Genomic DNA, 19,204 nt, shown 5'->3' with positions numbered 1-19,204 from the left:
ACGCTGGCGCGCCAACGCGCTGAAGCAACCAAGGGTGCGCGCCGCGTGATCGGCCCGCACCCACCATCGAGGTCGCAGGGATGTCCCTTTGCCCGCCGCGCACGAAGGCACGCGCAGGCTCAGCGCACCGCCGCGCTCGCCTTCAGGCCGCGAATCCGCTCCGCGCTATAGCCGCATTGCTGCAGGATCGCGTCGGTATGCTGGCCCATGACGGGCGCCGCGAAGGGCGCCGGGCCCGGCGTGCGGGAGAAGTGCAGCGGCTTGGTCATGCCCCGATAGGTGCCGATCACCGGATGCGCGTAGGTGGTCACCAGATCCTGCGCCAGCACCTGGGGATGGTCGAACAGGTCCTCGATGGGCTGCACCGGGGCATTGGGCACCTTCTCGCCGAAAATCTGCGCCCATTCCACGGCCGTGTGCTTGCGCAAGGCGGCATGCAGGCGCGGGAGGATCACGTCCACATGGGCGATCCGGCTCGCCATGGTCGCCATGCGCGGATCGTCCTTGAAGTCCTGCATCTCCAGCATGTCACACAGCGCATCCCAGAAGTGCTTGGAATGGGAGGAGATGTAGAGATACCCCGCCTTGGTGGGATGGATGCCCGTGAGCGGCGCGAGGCGGATGTCGCGATTGACCGCGCGGTCCTCGCCTTCCGCCCACACGAAGCGGGCCGACTGCATGGTGATGGCGCTGCGCAGGAGCGAGGAGCCGATATATTGGCCCTGCCCGTCGCGCTCGCGCTGGAACAAGGCGGAGGAGATGCCGAACGCCACCAGGGCGGAGGTGTAGTAATCCACCACCGAGCCCAGCACGATTTCCGGTTCCCTGTCCGGCCCGCCCTGGAAGGTGCAGAGGCCGGTCAGGCACTGGAGCACCTGGTCGAAGCCGGCATTGTTGGCCATCGGGCCATGGTCGCCGAAGCCGGTGATGGCGCAATAGATGAGGCGCGGATTGAGGACCTTCAGGCGGTCGTAGTCGATCTTCAGGCGCGGCGGCACGGAGGGCCGGAAATTGTGCACCACCACGTCGGCGGTGCGCACCAGATCGAGGAAGGTCTCGAGCCCCTCGTCCTTCTTCAGGTCGATGACGATGCCGCGCTTGCAGCGGTTCGCGCCCACGAAGGAGCGGCTTTCATCGGGCAGCGTCGAGGGATAGCTGCGCATCATGTCGCCGCTGGGCGCCTCGACCTTGATCACGTCCGCACCGAGGTCCGCGAGCAAGGTGCAGCCAAAGGGGCCGGCGAGATAGCTTGTGAGGTCCAGAACCCGGATGCCGGAGAGTGGCCCACGCGGCTCGCCTGCGCTTGCGGGGCTCTCGCTATCGCAGAAGGTGTTTTCGCGCGCCTCAGGCATTCGTCCCGTCCTTCTTGTCTGTTTGCCGCACGGATGGGTGCAGGTTCGCGCCCCCGGCCCGGCGGAGGGGGCCGTCCACGCGTGCTTCCCTATGTGCTGGCGCGCACGACCAAAAATAACGTTCGGGCCTACCGCATATATCCCCCCGGTATGGTTGGAGGAGGACCCCAAGATGAATGCTTCGTTCCGGCCATCCGTGGTCGCCTTCAGAAGCGAAAGGTTCGACCTGCGGAAGCTTCATTATTTCGCGCGCATCGTCGAACTGGGCAGCATCTCGCGGGCGTCGGCGGAATTGCGCGTCGCCCAGCCTGCCTTGAGCAAGAGCATCCGATGCCTGGAATTCGACCTGCGCACGTCGCTGCTGGAGCGGTCCTCCAAGGGCGTGCGCCCCACGCGCGCGGGCGAGAAGCTCTATGCGCACTGCAAGATCGTGTTCCATCAATTGGAGATGGCCCGCTCCGAGATCCAGGGCTCCCTGGAGGAGCCCACCGGCAGCGTCACGATCGGCATTCCCTACAGCGTCAATCTCATCCTCGCCGCGCCGCTGCTGCGCGAGACCCTGGTCCGGTTTCCGGCGATCGAGCTTCAGATCGTGGAGGCGCACAGTTGCAGCATCGCCGTGCATCTCATGTCGAATTCCATCGACGTGGGCATCATGGTCCGCGAAGGCAATCTCAATCCCGCCATCCACGCCCATGACTTGGTGGAGGAAGAGTTCCTGCTGGTGCGCTCCAGCCAAGGCGCGGCATCGCCGACCGAAGCCGTCCGGCTCGAAGACGTGGTCGACCGGCCGCTGATCCTGGCGAAGGGACAACTGCGGACCATGGTGGAGGAGCGCTTCGCCCGCCGCGCCCTGAGGCTGGGGGCCGTGCGCGAGATCGAGACCTTCAGCATGATCCCCCAATGCGTGGAGGCAGGCATTGGCGCCGCCATTCTTCCCGCCGGCTGGATCAGCGCGCTGGGCCGGACCCGCACCATTTGCACCAGCTTCGAGGAGGCGACGATGAACCGTCGCCTCGCCATCTGCCATACCGCCTCGCGGCCTCCGAGCTATGCGGCGCTTTGCGTGAAGGATCTGGTGCGGCAGATCGCGGCCGGGCTGATCGAAACCGGCCAATGGCACAGCGCCCGCATGATGGCCGGCCCGGCGTCCCCGGTACGCGCCGCGCGCGCCTGAACAGTCAGATGGGGCTGGATCGAGAGGGAGACGATGGGCGCGAGATGGGGAACATCTTTCCCTGATCTACCGCTAACCCCTAGAAAAAATGGCGCGCCCGAAGAGATTCGAACTCCTGACCCCCAGATTCGTAGGCTGACCGCGAAATATACCGCGCCTCGTTATTTTTACAAACCGGCCCCAGATCACCCTATCAACGGTCAATGGCTTAGCACCCCATTTGCAAACTCTTTCGATGCCCAGGCTCTCTTCCGGAAGGAGGTGACGCGCGCCTGATGCTGCGGACCGTCTCCTCAGAATGAAGGAGAACGCGGATCCCGCGGGCATCAGCGTGCGCACCGGCCAATGGCGCTCGGGCGCCGCTGGCTGGTCCCCATGACGACGCTCGCGGGCTGATATAGCCAGCCCGCTTATAGGGACGATCTCGGGGAACATGACCCGCGTGGAACAAGCCGGAGGGCACCGGCAAAATGAAGCTTCGCAGTGTCGAGTTGGCCTTGGAATGGGGCCGGCACGCTGCGGGCAGGACGCTGGGCAGTTGCGCCAGCACGGGGCGCGCGGTCGGCGGATCGGCTGCGCTGCCCCCGCCGCCAGGATGAAGACGTGAGTGGGCCGACAGCCTGACCCCGGCCCCCCGACAGGAACTCACGGATCCGCTGTGGAAGCGAAGGACCGGCTCCGACAGCCTGTTTCGCGACACACTTTGTCCACGACGGGCGAAGTGTGTCCGCTCTGCTTTCCTCACCAACAGCCTGACCACAGCAAGAGTGCGGATGATTAGAATCAACAGAATCACCCACAAACAGACAAAGGAACATCAGATGCTCAACAAGACCGAAAAGCGCTGGTTTGGCTTTCAATATGACCACGTGATGAAAGAATCCTACGAAGTCGAGATGGTGACGCACACCATGGATCCGAAGGTTGAACTTGGAGAGTTCGTTTGGGTTCGCGATCGTTCTGCAGAAGTCGAAACAGGAAATTTGGTGGTGGTCCGTCTCCTTGGAGAGGGCGACTCGATCCTCACCTACGTCAAAAAATTCATCTCGAAAACCTCCAAGGAGCTTGTCCTCGAGCAGATCAACCCGCCGGTCGGCCACGATGCGATCCTGCGCTTTCCGGCGGATCGGGTCCTGACGGTGCACCGGGCCGCACAGTGGGGTGAGCGAACCGATCCATCCTGCAGACTGTACATGGCGTCCTGACAATTCCGGCGACAAGGTGGGCTGGACTCACAAAATATGGAGAACGGAAATGACCAGAAAATATAAAGATGAAATAGAAGAATTAAACGCATTTGTTGATGCGCTCGAGCACAAGCAAATCCAGATCATCGACGATCTTGCTTTCAAGCTCAACGATGGCTATGCAGATCAAGATCTGCACCGTATCGTTCTGTTCGGGAATGCGATCCGGGCCGTCAAAGACTCGATCGCATTCCGTGAGAAGCTCGACGCGAGCTAACTGGGTCTTGAGCAGGAGTTGCTGGCGCGCCGCCGTCGGCAACTCCGCATCCCCTGGAGCCAACACATGACTGACGCAGCGTACCGTGGCCAACCCACCAAATCACCAGCGCTTGCGGGTGACGTGCTGATGGGCGCCCATGCGATAGCCGAATTCTTGGACGTACCCGCTAGCAAAGTCTATTATCTCGTTGCCATTCAGCGCATCCCGTTTTTCCGTCTTGGAAGCATGCTCTGTGCACGCAAATCTGTTCTTCTGGACTGGATTAAGGCGCAGGAGCAGAAGAACTCCCGCGTCTAGAAACTTAGAATATCCGAGAAAGCCCAAGAGCATTCGGGACTCGCTCTTTACACTCCGAGTCCGACGCCAGCATACATTCTGGCATGCTGGATCAGATCGCCTCCTACCTCGGCTTTACCAAAAAGTCTCTAGCTTCGCCTGACGCGGTGCTGCTTGAGCTGTTCGGCTCCCAGCCCACCGCGGCGGGCGTTTCGGTTTCAACCAGCACGGCCATGCGTCACCCAGCGACCGCCTGCGCCATCCGCATCATCTCCGAGGCTGTGGCGACACTGCCGATCATCGTTTACCGGCGCGGTACGGATGGTTCGAAGGAACGTGCGGGCGATCATCCGGCCTATGGGCTCCTCCACGATGATGCCAACGACTGGCAGTCCGCCTACGACCTGAAGCTTCAGCTCACCATCGATGCTCTTGCCCACGACAAGGGCGGCATCGCCTTCGTGAACCGCGTCGCGGGCCGACCGGTGGAGATCCTGCGGCTCGATCCCGCCAAGGTATCCGTGGATTATGCTGACACGGGCGAGCCGACTTATCGCCTCGGTGGCGCGCCGCTGGCGCGTGCGAACGTGCTTCACATTCGGTCGCCTGGTGGTGTGGCGCCGCTCACCACCGCGCGCGAGGCCATCGGCTTTGCTCTTGTGATGGAGCAACACGGCGCTCGCCTTTTCGGCAACGGTGCCCGCCCGAGCGGTATCCTGTCCTTGAAAGACAGGGCCGACCCGGAAACAATCAGGAAGATCCGCGAAGCTTGGCTCCTGGCCCACGGCCCGGGCAAGTCCGGCGGCACCGCCATCGTCGGCAACGAGGCGACTTACACGCAGCTCACGCTCACCAGCGTGGACGCTCAATATCTGGAGCTGCGGCAGTTTCAGATTCTTGAGGTCGCGCGCGCCTTCCGCGTCCCGCCGCACATGCTCTATGAGCTTGGCCGCGCCACCTGGTCGAATGTCGGCGACATGGGACAGGAATTCCTGACCTATTCCCTCCTGCCCTGGCTGGAGGTGTGGACCGGCGCCATCCGCCGCGCCTGCTTCACCCCGGAAGAGCGCGGCGAATACCTCGCCGAATTCCTGGTCGACGATCTGTTGCGCGCGGATCTTGCGAGCCGCGCCGACGCCTATCAGAAGCTCATTGCCTCCCGCGTGCTCAACCCGAACGAGGCGCGCGCGATGGAGAACCGCCCGCCCTATGCCGGCGGCGAGCGCTTCGAAAATCCCAACACCACCAGCTCCGCCGCTTCGCCCGGCCCCGACCAGCAGCAGGCCGCGTGATGGAACATCTCTTCCTCGAAACCAAGATTCTGGTGGACGATGCCGGCGCCATCGAAGGTCTGGCCTGGCCCTTCGGCGCGCCGGATCGCGTCGGCGATATGATCGAGAAGGGCGCCTTCGCAGACGCGCGCCTGCCCCTCCCCATGCTGTTCGGCCATGACCCGAGCGACCCCGTTGGCGCCTGGACCGAAGCGGCTGAGGCCACCGATGGCCTGCGGCTGAAGGGGCGGCTCCTGGTGGATGACGTGGCCCGCGCCCGCGAGGTCCGCGCCCTGGTGCGTTCCGGCGCCGTGGGCGGCCTCTCCATCGGCTTCGTCACCCGCAAGGCCGCGCCACGCAAGGGCGGCCGCACCATCCTGGCCCTCGACCTTCTCGAAGTTTCGCTGGTCACCATCCCCATGCACCCCGGCGCCCGCGTGACGAGTGCCAAGACTGCGACCCATGCCCTCGCCATTGCCGAGGCCATCAACCGCGCCGCCATGGCGCTTTCCAAGAGGTGAACATGCTTCACGTTGCGCAGGCGCCGCTTGGCGCCATCGAATTCAAGGGCGAAGGCGATGATCCCGCCGCCGTCGTCATCCAGGCCCTGGAGGCCTTCAAGGGCGAAGTGGTCGGTCGTCTCGACAAGGTGGAGGCGAAAGCCGGCGGCACCGAACAGCTCACCACCCGTCTCGACAAGATCGAGGCCAAGCTGAACCGCCCCGGCGCCGGCAGCGACGATTCGAAGGAGCCGAGCGAAGAGCGCAAGGCGTTCGCGACCTATCTGCGGCGTGGCGAGCAGGGCACCCCGGAAGTCGAACTGAAGACGCTCACCGTCTCCAGCGATCCCGGCGGCGGCTATCTGGCGCCGGCCGAGATGTCCACGGAGATGATCCGCGACATCGTGGAGTTCTCGCCCATCCGCGCCATCGCCAGTGTCCGCACGACCGGCTCGCCTTCCGTCACCTATCCTAAGCGCACCGGCATCACGAATGCCAAGTGGAAGGGCGAGGCGCAGGCGCAGGAGGGCTCCGAGCCGGGCTTCGGTCAGCTTGAAATCCCGATGCGCGAGGTGAACACCTTCGTGGACATCTCCAATCAGCTCCTCGCCGACAGCGCGGGCGCGGCCGAGGCGGAAGTGCGCCTCGCACTGGCTGAGGACTTCGGACAGAAGGAAGGCGCCTCCTTCGTGAAGGGTGGCGGCGTTTTGGAGCCCATGGGCATCCTCACCGATCCGGACGTGCTGGATCTAGCCAACGGCCATGCCACGAACCTTTCCACCGATGCGCTCATCAACCTGATGTACGCGCTTCCCGCCGCCTATCGGAATCGTGGCTCTTGGCTGCTCAACGGCACCACCCTCGCCACCATCCGCAAGCTGAAGGATGGGCAGGGCAATTACCTCTGGCAACCGTCGTTCCAGGCAGGCCAGCCCGAGACCATCCTCGGCCGGCCGGTGGTGGAAGCGGTGGACATGCCCGACGTGGTGTCCGGCACCTTCCCCATCCTGTTCGGGGACTTCGCCACCGCCTATCGGATCGTGGACCGCGTGGCCCTGTCGATCCTGGTGAACCCCTACTTGCTCGCCACCAACGGCATCACCCGCATTCACGCCACCCGCCGCGTCGGCGCGGGCGTGGTGCAGCCGAAGGCGCTGCGCAAGCTCAAGATGGCTGTGAGCTGAGGAACCCAAAACATGCGCGACCTGCACAATAACCTCGGCGTCGTGGAAGCGATTCCGCCCGACGTCTATGCCGCAGATAACACGCCGGCGGCCATCGACCTTCTCGGCTTCGACGCCGCGGAGATCGTCATCCACGTCGGCGCCGGCGGCATCACCTTCACCGGCACGAACAAGCTGGAATTCGTGCTCACGCATTCCGACGATGACGCCTCCTATGTGGCCGTCACCGATGCCGATCTGATCGGCGTCACGGGCGTGAGCAGCGGCATCGTCCAGGCGTTCAAGACGGCGCACGCGGCCTCCACCGTCCACCGGCTCGGCTACATCGGGAACAAGCGGTTCCTGAAGCTTCTGGCGGACTTCGGCGGCACCCACGGCACCGGCACCGCCTTGAGCGCGCTGGTGGTCAAGGGCCACGCGCGCACCCGTCCGGTCGCCTGATCGAGTTGAGGGCGCCATTTCCTGAGGACGCGTAGCGGCCCGTCCAACATCGAGAAGTCCGCCTCCCTGGCGCCCTGGCGAAAGCCGTCATTTGGAGGGGTCAAGGCGGACGAGGTCGCGAGCACCAGCCGGGCACCTTGCCGGCCAAGGGCTCACCTGGAGGGGTCACGCCGTGCGCTGGCCCCTCCCTTCCAACCCCGAAGGATTGAACCGACCATGCCCACGCGTGCCCCTCGGATTTGCGGTTGCGGCTACAAGATCGCCAGCGGCGAGCGCTGCCCTTGCGAGGCCAAGCGCAAGGCCCAGGCTGATGCGCGCCGCCCGTCAGCACGCGAGCGCGGCTATGACAGCAAGTGGGACCTGGAGCGCGCCGCCTACCTCGAGGCGCACCCCAAATGCGCGCGGTGTTCCGCCCCCGCCACCGTGGTCGACCACAAGGTGGCCCATCGCGGCGACATGAAGCTGTTCTGGAACCGCAGCAATTGGCAGCCACTCTGCGGTCCCTGCCACAATCGCTGGAAGCAGAGCCAGGAGAAGCGTCATGGCTGACCTGCTGCGAACCACCGATATTGTGCCGCTCGCCGACCTGAAGGACGCCCTGAACGTCACCTTGGACGAAGACGATCGCAAGCTCTTCGACAAGCTCGAAGCGGCGCGCGATTTCGTTGAGGGCTATGTCGGGCCGCTGGACGGCTTCGAGACCGCCGATGCTGTGCCCGACGCGCTCAAGGAAGCGCTCAAGATGTATGCCGGCCACCTCTATGAAAACCCGGAGGCCACCACCCCACAGGCGCTGAACGAGACGCCGCTCGGCTTCTTCGCGCTCGTCGGCCCCTATCGGCAGTGGGAATTCTGACATGGCCCGCTCGAACCAACTCACGCGCGTCAACCGCATGCTGGACGGTGCCACTAAGGCCGCGATTGCCGAGGTGCAGCCGGCGCTGCTGAAGGCGGGCGACCGCATGGCGGACACCATGCGCCAGCTTGCCGAGCCGTCGCGCGATAGTGGCGACCTTATCGATTCCATCGCCGTCACGCCGGGGGGACAGAGCACGCCGCCTTACAGCCAGCCGGGCGGTCAGCATGTGGTTCCGGAAAATCAGGTCGCCATCACGGCCGGCAATTCCAAGGTGCGCTATCCGCACCTGGTCGAGTTCGGAACCAAGAAAACGCAAGCGCAACCCTTCTTCTGGCCCGCATTCCGCCTGGAGCGGAAGAAGGCCCTAGCATCCATCAAACGTGCCATCAGCAAAGCCGTCCGCAAGGGCGCGAAGAACGGAGTTTAGACTATGGGAATCACCGCCACCGCCGGTGCCAAAATCTACATCGGCACCACCGCCGCGGCTGCGAACATCGCAGCCTACGAGGCGGACACCTATGTCGAGATCAAGGAGGTACAAGATCTCGGAGAATTCGGTGATGAAGCAGCCGAGATCGAAGTCACGGCCGTCGGCGATGCGCGCAAGCGGCGCTTGAAAGGCACGCGCGATGCCGGCCTGCTCAACCTCGTCTGTTACCGTGATCCCCTGGACGCGGGACAACAGGCGCTGATCGCGGCCGAAAAAACAGCCGATGCCTACAACCTCAAGATCGTCGCTGACGACGCGCCCATCGGCGGTACGCCGACCACCTTCTATATGAAGGTTCTGGCCATGTCGGCGAAGCTGAGCTTCAGCGGCGCCGATGACGTCACCAGCATTACTTTCGCCCTCGCCATCAACTCCGACATTCTCGAAGAGACGGCGGAGGCTGCATAATGCTCGACGGGCATGTTGAGATCGCCCTTCAGGGCGAGGCGGTGACGCTGGTGCCCTCGCTGGGGGCGGCGATGACCCTCAATCGGATGCATCAGAGCTTCGGCAGCCTGCTGGCAAAGCTGGAGTCGTACGACCTTCAGGCCTGCATCGATGTGGTGCATTTCGGCCTCGGCCGGACCGACGCCCAGCGCAATCAGACGGCGGAAGAGGTCTTTGCGACCGGGATGGTCGAGATGGTTCCCGACCTCATCAAGTTCGTGATCCGCCTCGCCAACGGCGGGAAAGCCCCGAAGATCGACGAGGTGGATCCGTCGGCCGGCCCTTTCGCCGCGTGAGCCACGCCGAATTCTACGAGTGGCTCTTCAAGATCGGCACCGGCTGGCTCGGATGGCCTCCCGCCATCGTTCTGGCCACACCCATCCCGCAGCTCGAAATGGCCTTTGCCGCCCGCACCGACATGCTGCGAGCCATCTTTGGCGGATCTGAGAAGCCGGAGGGCGCCATCCCGCTCGGAAAGAAGCTCAAGGCGGTCATGGCGCACGTCGGGACAACCAAGGTCAAAAGGGAAACGCCATGAGTCCGGACCTCGCCCTGCAGAAGGCCTTGCTCGCCCGCCTCGCTGCAACCCCGGATGTGACGTCCCTTGTGCCGGCTGCTGCCATGATCGATGGCCACGGCCTGCCCCAGCGCTTTCCCTCCATCCTGGTGGGCGAGGGGCAGGTGGTGCGCGAGCCGATCACCGTCGCCGGCCGCCACCGGCGGGTCTATGCCACCCTGCACATCTGGACGCAGTCCATGCCGCAAGCCCGAGCCATCGGCGGGGCCATCTTCGCAGCGATCGAGCATGAGCAGCTTCAGCTCAATGGCGAGCACCAGGCCATATCGACCGTGGTCGCCGATGCTCGCTTCCTTCGCGATCCTGATGGCGAGACGGCGCACGGCATCGTCACGGTGGACAGCCTCATTGAGGTGGCCTCGTGAGGGCGGGCTCGCTTGATCGCGTCATCATCGTGCAGCGCGCGAGCGAGGTTCGCGACGAGCTTGGCCAGATCACGCAGACCTATGCCACCATCGCCACCCTGCGCGCCGCCAAGATCCAAGCCAGCACCACGGAGTTCCTCCAGGGTGCCGGCCTGCAGGGCGAGGCCGCGGTGATCTTCCGCACGCGGTGGCTGGATGGCCTTACCGTTCGGGACCGGGTGCTCTGCGATGGCATCGCCCACGACATCAAGGAGCTCAAGGAGATCGGGCGACGCAAGGGCCTCGACATCCGCACGGTCGCGAGGAACGCCAATGGCATGGCCTGACCGGGGGGTGGTCTCCCACTTTGGCCCGTGGCCTCGGGACCGGCAAGGGACAGTCGCGCGCGATATCTCCCAATTCAGCATCAATGTGCAGAGACGATGACCAATGACCCGCGGCGTGCGCCCGACCCTCAAGACGATCGACGGAGGCTTGAAACGCGCGCCCCCGGTGCCGGCGACGATCTCTCCCGGGATGGAAGAGGTGTGGCGCACCATCGCCGCGGACCTCACCGGCCGCGGGCTGCTCACTACGTCCATGTTGACCGTCCTGGAGACCTATGTCGGCGCGGTGTGGCTGGCGAGGGAGTGTCGGAAATCTCTGGCCGACGATGGGCCCGTGGTCCGCGGCACCTCCGGGGTGCCGAAGCCACACCCCGCCGGCGCCATGCTGAAGAGCGCACACGAAACGATTGCACGCCTCGCCGACGAACTCGGCATCACGCCCTCGTCGCGATCGCGGCCTGGCATTAGGGAGCAGGAGAGCAAGGCGGATGCCGACGCAGACCCGACCCGCGAATGGGATTTCTGATCCGGCCTTGGCGTGGCTGTGGGATGCGTCGGACATCGCCGATCCATCCGGGCGCGGCGACCGCGCGGTGCGCTTTCTCCGCAGCCTCAAGCATCCCAAATCTCGCTTACCCACGAAAAGCTTCCAGCTCGATCCGCCGTTCGAGCGCCTGGTACGGCGCATCTATGGGCCTGAAGGCCTCGGCGGGCAGCGGCTGGTTCGCACCGTCTACCTGCAAGTGGGAAAGGGAAGCCGGAAGACGTCCCTCGCGGCCGCGCTCGCCCTCCTGCACACCTACGGGCCGGAGCGCGTCCCGCGTGGCCAGAACTTCGTCGTGGCCGCCGACAAGGCACAGGCCCGGGTTGCCTTCGAGGAGGCTATGGCCATCGTCGAGGAGATTCCGCAGCTCGCCGGCGCGGCGCGGCCTGTGGACAGCAAGAACAGGCTGACGCATCCGAAATCCGGATCGTTCTTCGAGGCGCTCGCGTCGGATGGCTCAAGGGCGCATGCGAGAACGCCGATGTTCGTCTTGGTGGATGAGCTCTGGGCTCACAGGAAAGGCGACCTCTGGCAGGCGATCCGCATGGGCGCAAGCAAGGTTCCCGGCTCGCTTGTCGTCATCGCCACGACCGCTGGCCGGGGCACCGAGAGCCCCGATTTTTCGGTCTATGAATATGCCAAGAAAGTGCAGGCCGGTGAGATCGTCGACCCGACCTTCCTGTCCGTGATTTTTGAGGCCCCGCGAGATTGCGATTGGACCGATGAGGCGGTCTGGCGATCAGTGCTGCCTGGCCTCGATCATGGCTATCCGGACCTCGCCAGCCTGCGCCAACTCGCGCGGGAGGCAAGGGAGCGGCCGGCGGACCGGGAGGCTTTCCAGCAGTTCTTCCTCGGCATCCGCCTGGATCGCTCAACGTCGCCTTTCGTGGACATGGGCATCTATGATGCCAATACCGGCCCGGTGGACCTCTCCGCCCTCGAAGGTGAGCCCTGCTGGATCGGCGTGGACATGTCTGTGACCACCGATCTCACAGCCGTCGTTGCGTGCTGGCGGGATGGTGGGGACGGCTACATCGTTCACCCCTGGTTCTTCTGCCCTCGGGATAACCTCCGAGCCCGGGCGGAGCGCGATGGCGTTCCGTATCCGCGTTGGGCGGAGGGAGGCTTCATCAGCGCGACGCCCGGCAACGTCATCGATTACCGGGCCGTGGAAGCCCTCCTTCGGTCGCTCTGCGACCGCTTCAGCGTGCAGGAAATCGCCTTCGACAAGGCTTATGCGCAGCCCGTGATGGGCCCGCTGAACGATGACGGTTTGCCAGTGGTGACGCTGCAGCTCGGTTGGGTGACCCAGTCACCGGCGCTCAACGAACTGGAGCGCGCCATCATCTCTCGTCGGTTCCGCCATGGTGGCCATCCGGTGCTGCGCTGGTGCTTCGAGAACGTAGCGATCCACACCGACCCAGCCGGCAATCGCACCATGCATAAAGGCAAGAGCCGCGATCGCATCGACGGCGCCTTCGCGGCCTGGATGGCCGTGTCGCGTGCGGCCGCCGGCGAAGCGCCGTCCATTTACGAGAGCGACCAGTGGTCGCCCGAACTCATGGTGATGTAAAATGGCAGCAGCAGCAGAAGAACGCCTTGTCGTCGCTCTTGAAGCCAGAATAAAGGATTTTGAAAAGAACCTGGCCAAGGCGAAGAAGAGCGCCAACGATAATTTCGGCGCGATCGAGAAACGCGCTCAGACATCGGCGAGCAAGCTCGCCAGCACCTTCAAAGCCGTCGAGACGAACGCCATGAGCCTCGGGACGAAGCTTCTGGCCCTTGGCGGAATCGGCCTTGGCGCGCGCGAGGTGATCGCGTTCGCCGACTCCTGGACGCGGGCAAACAACTCGCTGAAGGTCGCTGGCCTCTCCGGGACCGAGCTGACCACCGTCATGGGCCAGCTTTTCGACGCTGCCCAGCGGCAGGGCGCGCCGATCGAGGCGCTGACCACGCTTTACGGGCGGGCGGCGCAATCGGCCAAGGAGCTTGGCGCAACGCGGCAGGATCTGGTGCAGTTTTCCGAAGACGTGGCCGTCGCGCTTCGCGTCGCTGGTACGTCGCCTGCTGAGGCCAGCGGTGCGCTTCTCCAGCTCTCGCAGCTCCTCGGCAGCGCCCGCGTACAGGCGGAAGAGTTCAACAGCGTGAACGAAGGCGCCCGGCCGATCCTCCAGGCTGTGGCGAACGGGATCGAGGAAGCCGGCGGCAGCGTCTCCAAGCTAAAGGCTCTGGTCACCGACGGGAAGATTTCCAACGTTGCCTTCTTCAAAGGCTTCCAGGCCGGTGCCGAAGGGCTGAGGGAGCAGGCTGAAAGCGCCACAGAGACGATTGCCCAGGGCTTCACGCGCGTGTCCAACGCCATCACGAAGGCCGTGGGCGAACTCGACAAGACCTCAGGCGCCTCGGCGAACGCCGTCGAGAACATGAAATCCGTCGCGACTGCGATCGAGGCGATCCCGACCGCTGTGAATGCTGCCGTCGATAAGCTCGGGGATCTCCAGCGTTGGCTCAACAGCGTCGGTAACTCGCCCTTCTGGCAGAAGATCGGCCCGCTCATCGGCGTGGACTTTTCCGCAGCTGAGGCGGCGCGCAATGGCCTGTTGCCGCCGGACCGGGAGCAGGGGCTTGCCGCCCTGAAGAATGGCCAAGGGACCCAGCTTGGCGCTGGGTTCGATGTGGTGGACCTTGCAAGCACTGGCGCGACGCCAGCAAAGATAACGATCAAGGCAGCTGACTATCCGGTGATGGGCGGGAAGGAGAAGAAGGGCTCCACCGACAAGGTCAGCGACTACGACCGGGAAGTGGCTGCGGTGAACAAGCACACCGAGGCGCTGCGCCTGGAAGCCGAGATGATGGGCAAGGGCACCTTCGAAACGGACAAGGCCCGGGCAACGCTCAGCCTTCTTACGGCCGCGAAGAAGGAAGGCTTGGACATCACCCCGCAGCTGCGAGCCCAGATCGAGCAGGAAGCCGAAGCTTTTGGCCGGGCATCGGAGCAGCTGGAGCGGACGGCCGAAAGTCAGCAGCGGGTGAACCAGCTGCAGCAGGAACTGGGGAGCATCGCCGGCGGCGCCATCTCCGGCCTGATCGATGGGACCGAGAGCTGGGGGGATTCGCTCGCCAACGTCACGAAGCGCATGGCGGAGCTGGTGCTTCAGGCGGCGCTGTTGGGCGATGGTCCCTTCGGCGGCATGTTCGGTGCCGCGGCGTCGGGGGGCAAGGCGGGCGGGCTAATCGGCTCCCTGTTCTCAGCGATGCCGAAGTTCGCCGGCGGCGGTGTCGCCCGACGGCCTTCCATCTTCGGCGAGGCCGGACCCGAGGCGGCGGTTCCGTTGCCTGACGGGCGTCGGATCCCCGTCGATATGCGCATGTCCGCAGCGCGGCCGGCGGCTCAAAGCGCTCCGAACATCAGCGTGATCGTTGAAAACCACGGACAGCCGGCCGAAGCCGCAGTTTCCACCCAGACCAACGGAGCCGGCGGGTTCGACGTGAAGGTTGTCATGAAGCAGGTCGAGGCGGCCATCGTCGGCAGCATCAAGACCGGCGGGCCCGTCGCGAAAAGCATTGAACGGCAATACAACCTAAACCGGACGGCGGGAGTGGGCTGGTGACGATACCTATGCTCACTGGCAGGGTCGCGTTCCGATGAGGCGGCCAAGTCGCAAGCTCAAGTCCGCGTACCGGTCCCGGCTGATCGATGCGGCTGCGTCCCTCATGCTGCGGGTTGAGCCTACCCCTTTCGCCCTGGAGGCCGCCATCCGCCATTGGCTCCGCCGGCGCCTCTGCCTCCGGGGATGGGCATGGCGGGACGCCGACCTTGCTGCAGAGGACGTGGTCGACCGGGCCCTTCATCGCGTCGGGGCGGAGCGCCCGACGTGGAAGGCCGGTCAGCCAGAATTCACTCAGGAAGGCGTGATCATGGTGGAGCGGTTCTATTGCATCAACTGCAACTCGCTCCTGCCTGAGGGACATTGGAAGTTCTGCGGCACCATCTGCTGCACCAACCACAATGGCCGGATCTACCGGATGTTCAAGGATAAGGAGGCCAGGGCGGTAGCGGAGCTTGAAGATGCAGCTTGATGATCTCCCGGGAGATCATTGCGAGTGCTGTGGGGTTCCGCTGTCCGACTTCAGGAGAGCAGGGCAGCGATTTTGCTCTCGCCGCTGTCGCCGGCGGGCACACCACGTCGCCAACTACCCTTTCGAGCGCTTGGCCAGGATGGAAGAGCAGGTCAAGCGTCGGTGCCCACGCTGCGGGCGCTCCATGGGCTCGCACAGGGATGGTAGGGCGACGTATTGCTCCGATAGATGCCGACGCCTCGCCTCGGGAATGCGGAGACACCTGCGCGCCACCGACGGGCGCCCGGATCGGCCATGTCGGCAATGCGGTGAGGGAATCAGCGGTGCCACCACCTTGCAGATGGTCTATTGCTCCCCCGGCTGCAGGCAAGCGGCCGCCTGGGAGAGAAGGAAAGATGCCAGACGCTTAACCCGCCAGGGTCGCGTCTGTGCTGAGTGCAGCGGCCCCATCGATCCCAATCGCTCAGGGAGCGCGGTCTATTGCTCCAACAGGTGCTGCGAGGTCCGGAAGTATCGACTCATGAAGGAGCGGAAAGCCGCCTTCCGCTGCGATCCGGTGTAACGTTCTCAAAGCAATCGACGCCTTGCTGATGCAGGCTCCGGAGGCCATGCGCAGTTTTGCGCAGGGGTCTTACGCTCTTCCAAACACCGGTGCGCGAGCAACGTCGCCGCCCAACTCCGCCGGCGGATCGAAGCGGTGACACGGCCTGCGGCGAAGCTGGAGGCGCAGGGATCTACGGCACTGCCGGTGGAGGCTTCGGTGCCGGTGGTGTTCGTCCGCGACGGCGCCGTCTTTGCCAATAGCCGAGACATCGCGGGGGCCTTCGGGAAGCAGCATCGGAATGTTCTTCGGGACATCGACACCCTAATCATTCAAGCGCCGCCTGCTGCGCTCAATTTTGAGCTGAGTGAATATGTCGATGCGTCAGGTCGTAGGCTTCGCTGCTTCGACATGGACCGCGACGGGTTTACCTCCTGGCCATGGGCTTCGTGATTAGCTCGCCCCTACGATAAAGGCGATGATCTCATCTCGGAGACTTAAGAAGTCTTGGCGCTGATCGGCCGTGAAGACGACAGCATTTTCATCAGCCATTGCATCGAAGACCCCTGCGCGCGGCGGATTTTTTCCAGGAAAATCGAATGCAATAAATCCGTTACTTCCACGGCCTGCATCTCGGAATTCCACGGCAGTGATAGCAAGAGCAAGGATGTACCTATCACCTTGTATACCTTGGTTAATAAATGTTCCCAATCCGCCACCGGCTTTCGTGATGATTATCAACTTCCCATCGAATGATATTTTACCATTTTTACCCTGCACACTGCTCATGTCACGCCCCCCCCCCCTTGCGCCTTGACTTGCAATACTGCTCTCACCGAGTGAAAAGTCTTTCAAGATCCTTCCTTAGTAGAAACGTAAAGGAAGAGGAAATATCTTGAATGAGCTGTTCTTTATCAAGAGATGAACCCCGTTTTTGCTTCATTAACGCGGCCTCAAGTGAAGCCTCAGCGCTTGAGCGGGCAGAATTTATCAGCTCAATCTTCAATAATTTATCGGGATCTAATGCCATGCGGACCCCGGGTCCACCTGGCGCTTCTTCGGAGGCGGACAGGAATAAGGCACCCTTCAGTTCAAGTGCACGCTGAATGCTCTGGAGCGTTGCATGTTGCGCATTCGCGCTGCCGTCTGACCGTTCGATGCGCTTTATCGTTTCCACCGACACACCGGCGGCGGCCGCGAGCTCTGCCTGATCCAGCCTAACGAGGGCGCGCGCAGCGCGAATTTGGTCTGAGGTGATCATACATGCCTCATTAAGTGCATTCGTTACACCTCAGGTGTTGACATCTTAGGTGTACCCATTGCACATTACGCATATTCGACAAGGATAAGATGAGCAAGCGATGGATCAGCGGTCTGACACAGCGAACGCTTCCACAACGCGCATTCAGCTGCCGCTGACGCGAGAAGAGGTGGATGCCATTGATGATGTGCGATTCGCACGGCGCTTCAACACCCGCACGGCTTGCATTCGCGCCCTCATCGCCGCCGGCATCGCTTCGTTCGAGCAGCGATCCACCATCAGTGTGGGGAGTTGACCGCCGGTGGCGCGCCCTGTGTCATACGCGTCAATGGGAGCACGCGACGCTGAAGGAGCAATCTCCCGCAGGCTTGCTGAAATGCGTGCTCAAAGCATGAGAACCCGAGGTGGTTAGCCGCCGGGCGGATGCAGCCATGGCACGCTACGAGGCGCTCCCGCCCGGACTTCCTCCTCGGGGCCTGACCCGTGAGGCCGCCGCGGCATACGTTGGCGTCTGCAAGGCTACCTACGATCGAGAGCGCGCCAAGGGGACCTATCCCGGCCCGACGCTCCCGGGCCGCAAGATCGACCGCTACCTCCTGGATGAGGCGGCCAACAAGCTCAGTGGCATCATGACCGATAGCGAGGCGCATAACCCGCTGGATGCGTGGAGGAAGGGCCGTGACGCGCGTTAGGCTTACCGGGATCAACAAGGTCAAGAAGCTGCTCGCGGACGGCAGCACCGCGACCTATCACTATCACCGCGCGACCGGCCTGCGCCTTGAGGGCGATCCAGGCTCCCCCGAGTTCATCATCAGCTATGCGAAGGCTGAGGCCACGGTAAAGGCCCGGCATTCCGGCGAGACCTTCAACGCCCTGATTCGCAGCTACACCGGCTCAATCGAGTTCGAGCAGAAGCTCGCCGCCTCTACCCGCACCGAATACAAGCGGATGCTCACGAAGGCGGAGCCGGAGTTCGGCGGCATGCCCCTCGCGGCTCTCAGCGATCCGCGGGTGCGAAAAGACTTCCTGGACTGGCGCGAGAAGATCGCCAAGGCCTCGGGCCAGCGGGAGGCAGACAACAGGCTCTCCGCCATCTCGGCAATGCTCACCTGGGCAGTGGATCGAGGCACCCTCACGGTGAACTACCTGAAGGGGTTCAAGCGGCTCTACCACTCCGACCGGTCTGAGATCATCTGGTTCCCCGAGCATATTGAAGCCTTCTGGAAGGTCGCGCCGATCGAGATGCAGCGAGCGTTGATCATCGCCTTGCACACCGGGCAGCGTCAGGGGGACATCCTCCGGATGCCGTGGTCAGCTTATGACGGGACTGAGATCACGCTCCGACAGGGCAAGAGGCGGCGCAATGGAAATCAGGCGCCCCCGACGTACATCCCGTGCACGTCGGCCCTCCGACGGATGCTCGATGGCATGGAGCGCAAATCGCTCCTAATCCTCTCCACGAAGACCGGCCGGGCCCTACAGAAGCGCTACTTCGCTCGCCAGTGGGAAGAGGCGACTAAGGCAGCAGGCCTCGATGCCGTGAAACTGCCGGGCCTCGACGAGCCGGTGTCGCTCCACTTCCACGATCTCCGCGGAACGGCCGTCACCATGCTGTCGGAGGCAGGGTGCACCCCGCAGCAGATCGCCCCGATCACGGGCCACTCGGTGAAGACGGTTCACGTGATTCTGGAACGCTACCTTGCCCGGACGAGGGGACTCGCCGAACAGGCGATCTTCAATTTCGAGAACTCACCCAGAACAAAGTTTGCAAACCAACTGCAAACCGTTGCCCCTGCGCCTCGCGCCAGAAAGGGATAACCGCATGGAAATCAGTAAGGAAAATGGCGCGCCCGAAGAGATTCGAACTCCTGACCCCCAGATTCGTAGTCTGGTGCTCTATCCAGCTGAGCTACGGGCGCATTTTTTCCCTTGCCGATCCGAGGATCGTGCTTGGGGCCGGGACCCCAAGGGCTCGCAGCGGCGACCCGCTTGCGAGGAGGTGTGAACTACCGCTTTTCATTTCCCTGGGCAAGGGCAAAGTGCGCC

27 protein-coding genes and 1 tRNA gene are annotated in these 19,204 nt (G+C 63.6%); 24 read left to right on the top strand and 4 right to left on the bottom strand.

The genetic code is table 11. From position 1 onward, the window contains the following. Window positions 1-119 precede the first annotated feature (119 nt). Window positions 120-1,352 carry a CaiB/BaiF CoA transferase family protein gene (locus V5F77_RS11100; protein ID WP_429005408.1) on the bottom strand — a complete coding sequence of 411 codons (1,233 nt, stop codon included), beginning with the start codon at window positions 1,350-1,352 and terminating at the stop codon, window positions 120-122. A gap of 172 nt (window positions 1,353-1,524) precedes the next feature. Between V5F77_RS11100 and V5F77_RS11095 the strand changes: the two genes are divergently transcribed. The 21 genes from V5F77_RS11095 (at window position 1,525) to V5F77_RS10995 (ending at window position 16,350) form a co-directional block, all read left to right on the top strand. Further along, window positions 1,525-2,529 (top strand): LysR family transcriptional regulator, encoded by a 1,005-nt coding sequence (locus V5F77_RS11095; protein WP_429005407.1) that lies wholly within the window; start codon window positions 1,525-1,527, stop codon window positions 2,527-2,529. Between the two features lie 821 nt (window positions 2,530-3,350). Next, window positions 3,351-3,734 (top strand): hypothetical protein, encoded by a 384-nt coding sequence (locus V5F77_RS11090; protein ID WP_429005406.1) that lies wholly within the window; start codon window positions 3,351-3,353, stop codon window positions 3,732-3,734. A 49-nt stretch (window positions 3,735-3,783) separates the two neighbouring features. After that, window positions 3,784-3,993, top strand: coding sequence for a hypothetical protein (locus V5F77_RS11085; RefSeq protein ID WP_429005405.1), 210 nt, complete (start codon window positions 3,784-3,786; stop codon window positions 3,991-3,993). A gap of 66 nt (window positions 3,994-4,059) precedes the next feature. Beyond that, complete coding sequence (locus tag V5F77_RS11080) at window positions 4,060-4,293, top strand: DNA-binding protein (protein WP_429005404.1); 234 nt, start codon at window positions 4,060-4,062, stop codon at window positions 4,291-4,293. An 83-nt stretch (window positions 4,294-4,376) separates the two neighbouring features. Next, entirely contained in the window at window positions 4,377-5,564 is a 1,188-nt protein-coding gene (locus V5F77_RS11075) for a phage portal protein (RefSeq protein WP_429005403.1), read from the top strand. Beyond that, window positions 5,564-6,064, top strand: a complete 501-nt coding sequence (locus V5F77_RS11070) for an HK97 family phage prohead protease (protein ID WP_429005402.1) — start codon at window positions 5,564-5,566, stop codon at window positions 6,062-6,064. The genes V5F77_RS11075 and V5F77_RS11070 overlap by 1 nt, the downstream gene beginning before the upstream one ends. A gap of 2 nt (window positions 6,065-6,066) precedes the next feature. Continuing rightward, window positions 6,067-7,227 carry a phage major capsid protein gene (locus V5F77_RS11065; RefSeq protein WP_429005401.1) on the top strand — a complete coding sequence of 387 codons (1,161 nt, stop codon included), beginning with the start codon at window positions 6,067-6,069 and terminating at the stop codon, window positions 7,225-7,227. A gap of 12 nt (window positions 7,228-7,239) precedes the next feature. After that, window positions 7,240-7,668 (top strand): hypothetical protein, encoded by a 429-nt coding sequence (locus V5F77_RS11060; RefSeq protein WP_429005400.1) that lies wholly within the window; start codon window positions 7,240-7,242, stop codon window positions 7,666-7,668. Between the two features lie 216 nt (window positions 7,669-7,884). Beyond that, complete coding sequence (locus V5F77_RS11055; protein WP_429005399.1) at window positions 7,885-8,217, top strand: HNH endonuclease signature motif containing protein; 333 nt, start codon at window positions 7,885-7,887, stop codon at window positions 8,215-8,217. Continuing rightward, on the top strand, window positions 8,210-8,524 hold the full coding sequence (locus tag V5F77_RS11050) for a head-tail connector protein (protein ID WP_429005398.1): 315 nt from the start codon (window positions 8,210-8,212) through the stop codon (window positions 8,522-8,524). Before V5F77_RS11055 ends, V5F77_RS11050 begins: the two co-directional genes overlap by 8 nt. Before the next feature lies 1 nt (window position 8,525). Next, entirely contained in the window at window positions 8,526-8,954 is a 429-nt protein-coding gene (locus V5F77_RS11045) for an HK97-gp10 family putative phage morphogenesis protein (protein ID WP_429005397.1), read from the top strand. A 3-nt stretch (window positions 8,955-8,957) separates the two neighbouring features. Further along, a complete protein-coding gene (locus V5F77_RS11040) occupies window positions 8,958-9,425 on the top strand; it encodes an iron ABC transporter substrate-binding protein (protein ID WP_429005396.1) in 468 nt (155 codons plus the stop codon). Then, entirely contained in the window at window positions 9,425-9,760 is a 336-nt protein-coding gene (locus tag V5F77_RS11035) for a hypothetical protein (RefSeq protein WP_429005395.1), read from the top strand. The genes V5F77_RS11040 and V5F77_RS11035 overlap by 1 nt, the downstream gene beginning before the upstream one ends. Next, window positions 9,757-10,002 carry a hypothetical protein gene (locus V5F77_RS11030; RefSeq protein ID WP_429005394.1) on the top strand — a complete coding sequence of 82 codons (246 nt, stop codon included), beginning with the start codon at window positions 9,757-9,759 and terminating at the stop codon, window positions 10,000-10,002. Before V5F77_RS11035 ends, V5F77_RS11030 begins: the two co-directional genes overlap by 4 nt. Beyond that, window positions 9,999-10,406, top strand: coding sequence for a DUF3168 domain-containing protein (locus V5F77_RS11025; RefSeq protein WP_429005393.1), 408 nt, complete (start codon window positions 9,999-10,001; stop codon window positions 10,404-10,406). The genes V5F77_RS11030 and V5F77_RS11025 overlap by 4 nt, the downstream gene beginning before the upstream one ends. Next, a complete protein-coding gene (locus V5F77_RS11020; RefSeq protein WP_429005392.1) occupies window positions 10,403-10,732 on the top strand; it encodes a head-tail adaptor protein in 330 nt (109 codons plus the stop codon). Before V5F77_RS11025 ends, V5F77_RS11020 begins: the two co-directional genes overlap by 4 nt. 103 nt (window positions 10,733-10,835) lie before the next feature. Continuing rightward, a complete protein-coding gene (locus V5F77_RS11015) occupies window positions 10,836-11,258 on the top strand; it encodes a phage terminase small subunit P27 family (RefSeq protein ID WP_429005391.1) in 423 nt (140 codons plus the stop codon). Beyond that, on the top strand, window positions 11,221-12,849 hold the full coding sequence (locus V5F77_RS11010; RefSeq protein WP_429005462.1) for a terminase large subunit: 1,629 nt from the start codon (window positions 11,221-11,223) through the stop codon (window positions 12,847-12,849). Before V5F77_RS11015 ends, V5F77_RS11010 begins: the two co-directional genes overlap by 38 nt. Window position 12,850: 1 nt before the next feature. Next, window positions 12,851-14,887, top strand: coding sequence for a tape measure protein (locus tag V5F77_RS11005; RefSeq protein ID WP_429005390.1), 2,037 nt, complete (start codon window positions 12,851-12,853; stop codon window positions 14,885-14,887). A gap of 34 nt (window positions 14,888-14,921) precedes the next feature. Continuing rightward, window positions 14,922-15,356 carry a hypothetical protein gene (locus V5F77_RS11000; RefSeq protein WP_429005389.1) on the top strand — a complete coding sequence of 145 codons (435 nt, stop codon included), beginning with the start codon at window positions 14,922-14,924 and terminating at the stop codon, window positions 15,354-15,356. Window positions 15,357-16,116: 760 nt separating this feature from the next. Continuing rightward, complete coding sequence (locus tag V5F77_RS10995; RefSeq protein ID WP_429005388.1) at window positions 16,117-16,350, top strand: Rha family transcriptional regulator; 234 nt, start codon at window positions 16,117-16,119, stop codon at window positions 16,348-16,350. Here the strand turns inward: V5F77_RS10995 and V5F77_RS10990 are convergent, their stop codons facing one another. Together V5F77_RS10990 and V5F77_RS10985 are read right to left on the bottom strand one after the other, a co-directional pair. Continuing rightward, the gene (locus V5F77_RS10990; protein ID WP_429005387.1) at window positions 16,351-16,686 is read right to left on the bottom strand and encodes a DUF4429 domain-containing protein; all 336 of its coding nucleotides are present in this window, start codon (window positions 16,684-16,686) and stop codon (window positions 16,351-16,353) included. Between the two features lie 43 nt (window positions 16,687-16,729). Next, window positions 16,730-17,158, bottom strand: a complete 429-nt coding sequence (locus V5F77_RS10985; RefSeq protein ID WP_429005386.1) for a helix-turn-helix domain-containing protein — start codon at window positions 17,156-17,158, stop codon at window positions 16,730-16,732. A 169-nt stretch (window positions 17,159-17,327) separates the two neighbouring features. Here V5F77_RS10985 and V5F77_RS10980 point away from each other — a divergent pair, with 169 nt between their 5' ends. The 3 genes from V5F77_RS10980 to V5F77_RS10970 all read left to right on the top strand — a co-directional run bounded on the left by V5F77_RS10980 (window position 17,328) and on the right by V5F77_RS10970 (window position 18,976). Next, window positions 17,328-17,453, top strand: coding sequence for a hypothetical protein (locus V5F77_RS10980; protein ID WP_429005385.1), 126 nt, complete (start codon window positions 17,328-17,330; stop codon window positions 17,451-17,453). A 136-nt stretch (window positions 17,454-17,589) separates the two neighbouring features. Continuing rightward, window positions 17,590-17,850: a hypothetical protein gene (locus V5F77_RS10975; protein WP_429005384.1), complete on the top strand. Its 261-nt coding sequence runs from the start codon at window positions 17,590-17,592 to the stop codon at window positions 17,848-17,850. Next, a complete protein-coding gene (locus V5F77_RS10970; protein WP_429005383.1) occupies window positions 17,837-18,976 on the top strand; it encodes a tyrosine-type recombinase/integrase in 1,140 nt (379 codons plus the stop codon). Before V5F77_RS10975 ends, V5F77_RS10970 begins: the two co-directional genes overlap by 14 nt. A gap of 24 nt (window positions 18,977-19,000) precedes the next feature. On the opposite strand, the gene V5F77_RS10965 is transcribed toward V5F77_RS10970, so the two are convergent. Beyond that, a tRNA-Arg gene (locus tag V5F77_RS10965) sits at window positions 19,001-19,077 on the bottom strand. Between the last annotated feature and the right edge of the window lie 127 nt (window positions 19,078-19,204).

Source organism: Roseixanthobacter psychrophilus (assembly GCF_043195195.1).
Taxonomy (GTDB): domain Bacteria; phylum Pseudomonadota; class Alphaproteobacteria; order Rhizobiales; family Xanthobacteraceae; genus NCEH01.
This window is presented reverse-complemented; position numbering and strand designations above follow the sequence as displayed.

Excerpts from the sequence above, each read along its gene's own strand:
- V5F77_RS11050 (WP_429005398.1), top strand. The coding sequence starts at position 8,210 with ATGGCTGACCTGCTGCGAACCACCGATATTGTGCCGCTCGCCGACCTG.
- V5F77_RS11005 (WP_429005390.1), top strand. The coding sequence starts at position 12,851 with ATGGCAGCAGCAGCAGAAGAACGCCTTGTCGTCGCTCTTGAAGCCAGA.
- V5F77_RS11010 (WP_429005462.1), top strand. The coding sequence starts at position 11,221 with ATGCCGACGCAGACCCGACCCGCGAATGGGATTTCTGATCCGGCCTTG.
- V5F77_RS11090 (WP_429005406.1), top strand. The coding sequence starts at position 3,351 with ATGCTCAACAAGACCGAAAAGCGCTGGTTTGGCTTTCAATATGACCAC.
- V5F77_RS11065 (WP_429005401.1), top strand. The coding sequence starts at position 6,067 with ATGCTTCACGTTGCGCAGGCGCCGCTTGGCGCCATCGAATTCAAGGGC.
- V5F77_RS11035 (WP_429005395.1), top strand. The coding sequence starts at position 9,425 with ATGCTCGACGGGCATGTTGAGATCGCCCTTCAGGGCGAGGCGGTGACG.
- V5F77_RS11075 (WP_429005403.1), top strand. The coding sequence starts at position 4,377 with ATGCTGGATCAGATCGCCTCCTACCTCGGCTTTACCAAAAAGTCTCTA.
- V5F77_RS11060 (WP_429005400.1), top strand. The coding sequence starts at position 7,240 with ATGCGCGACCTGCACAATAACCTCGGCGTCGTGGAAGCGATTCCGCCC.
- V5F77_RS11080 (WP_429005404.1), top strand. The coding sequence starts at position 4,060 with ATGACTGACGCAGCGTACCGTGGCCAACCCACCAAATCACCAGCGCTT.
- V5F77_RS10985 (WP_429005386.1), bottom strand. The coding sequence starts at position 17,158 with ATGATCACCTCAGACCAAATTCGCGCTGCGCGCGCCCTCGTTAGGCTG.
- V5F77_RS11070 (WP_429005402.1), top strand. The coding sequence starts at position 5,564 with ATGGAACATCTCTTCCTCGAAACCAAGATTCTGGTGGACGATGCCGGC.
- V5F77_RS11040 (WP_429005396.1), top strand. The coding sequence starts at position 8,958 with ATGGGAATCACCGCCACCGCCGGTGCCAAAATCTACATCGGCACCACC.
- V5F77_RS10990 (WP_429005387.1), bottom strand. The coding sequence starts at position 16,686 with ATGAGCAGTGTGCAGGGTAAAAATGGTAAAATATCATTCGATGGGAAG.
- V5F77_RS11025 (WP_429005393.1), top strand. The coding sequence starts at position 9,999 with ATGAGTCCGGACCTCGCCCTGCAGAAGGCCTTGCTCGCCCGCCTCGCT.
- V5F77_RS11085 (WP_429005405.1), top strand. The coding sequence starts at position 3,784 with ATGACCAGAAAATATAAAGATGAAATAGAAGAATTAAACGCATTTGTT.
- V5F77_RS11000 (WP_429005389.1), top strand. The coding sequence starts at position 14,922 with ATGAGGCGGCCAAGTCGCAAGCTCAAGTCCGCGTACCGGTCCCGGCTG.
- V5F77_RS11055 (WP_429005399.1), top strand. The coding sequence starts at position 7,885 with ATGCCCACGCGTGCCCCTCGGATTTGCGGTTGCGGCTACAAGATCGCC.
- V5F77_RS11015 (WP_429005391.1), top strand. The coding sequence starts at position 10,836 with ATGACCCGCGGCGTGCGCCCGACCCTCAAGACGATCGACGGAGGCTTG.
- V5F77_RS11095 (WP_429005407.1), top strand. The coding sequence starts at position 1,525 with ATGAATGCTTCGTTCCGGCCATCCGTGGTCGCCTTCAGAAGCGAAAGG.
- V5F77_RS10975 (WP_429005384.1), top strand. The coding sequence starts at position 17,590 with ATGGCACGCTACGAGGCGCTCCCGCCCGGACTTCCTCCTCGGGGCCTG.
- V5F77_RS11100 (WP_429005408.1), bottom strand. The coding sequence starts at position 1,352 with ATGCCTGAGGCGCGCGAAAACACCTTCTGCGATAGCGAGAGCCCCGCA.
- V5F77_RS11045 (WP_429005397.1), top strand. The coding sequence starts at position 8,526 with ATGGCCCGCTCGAACCAACTCACGCGCGTCAACCGCATGCTGGACGGT.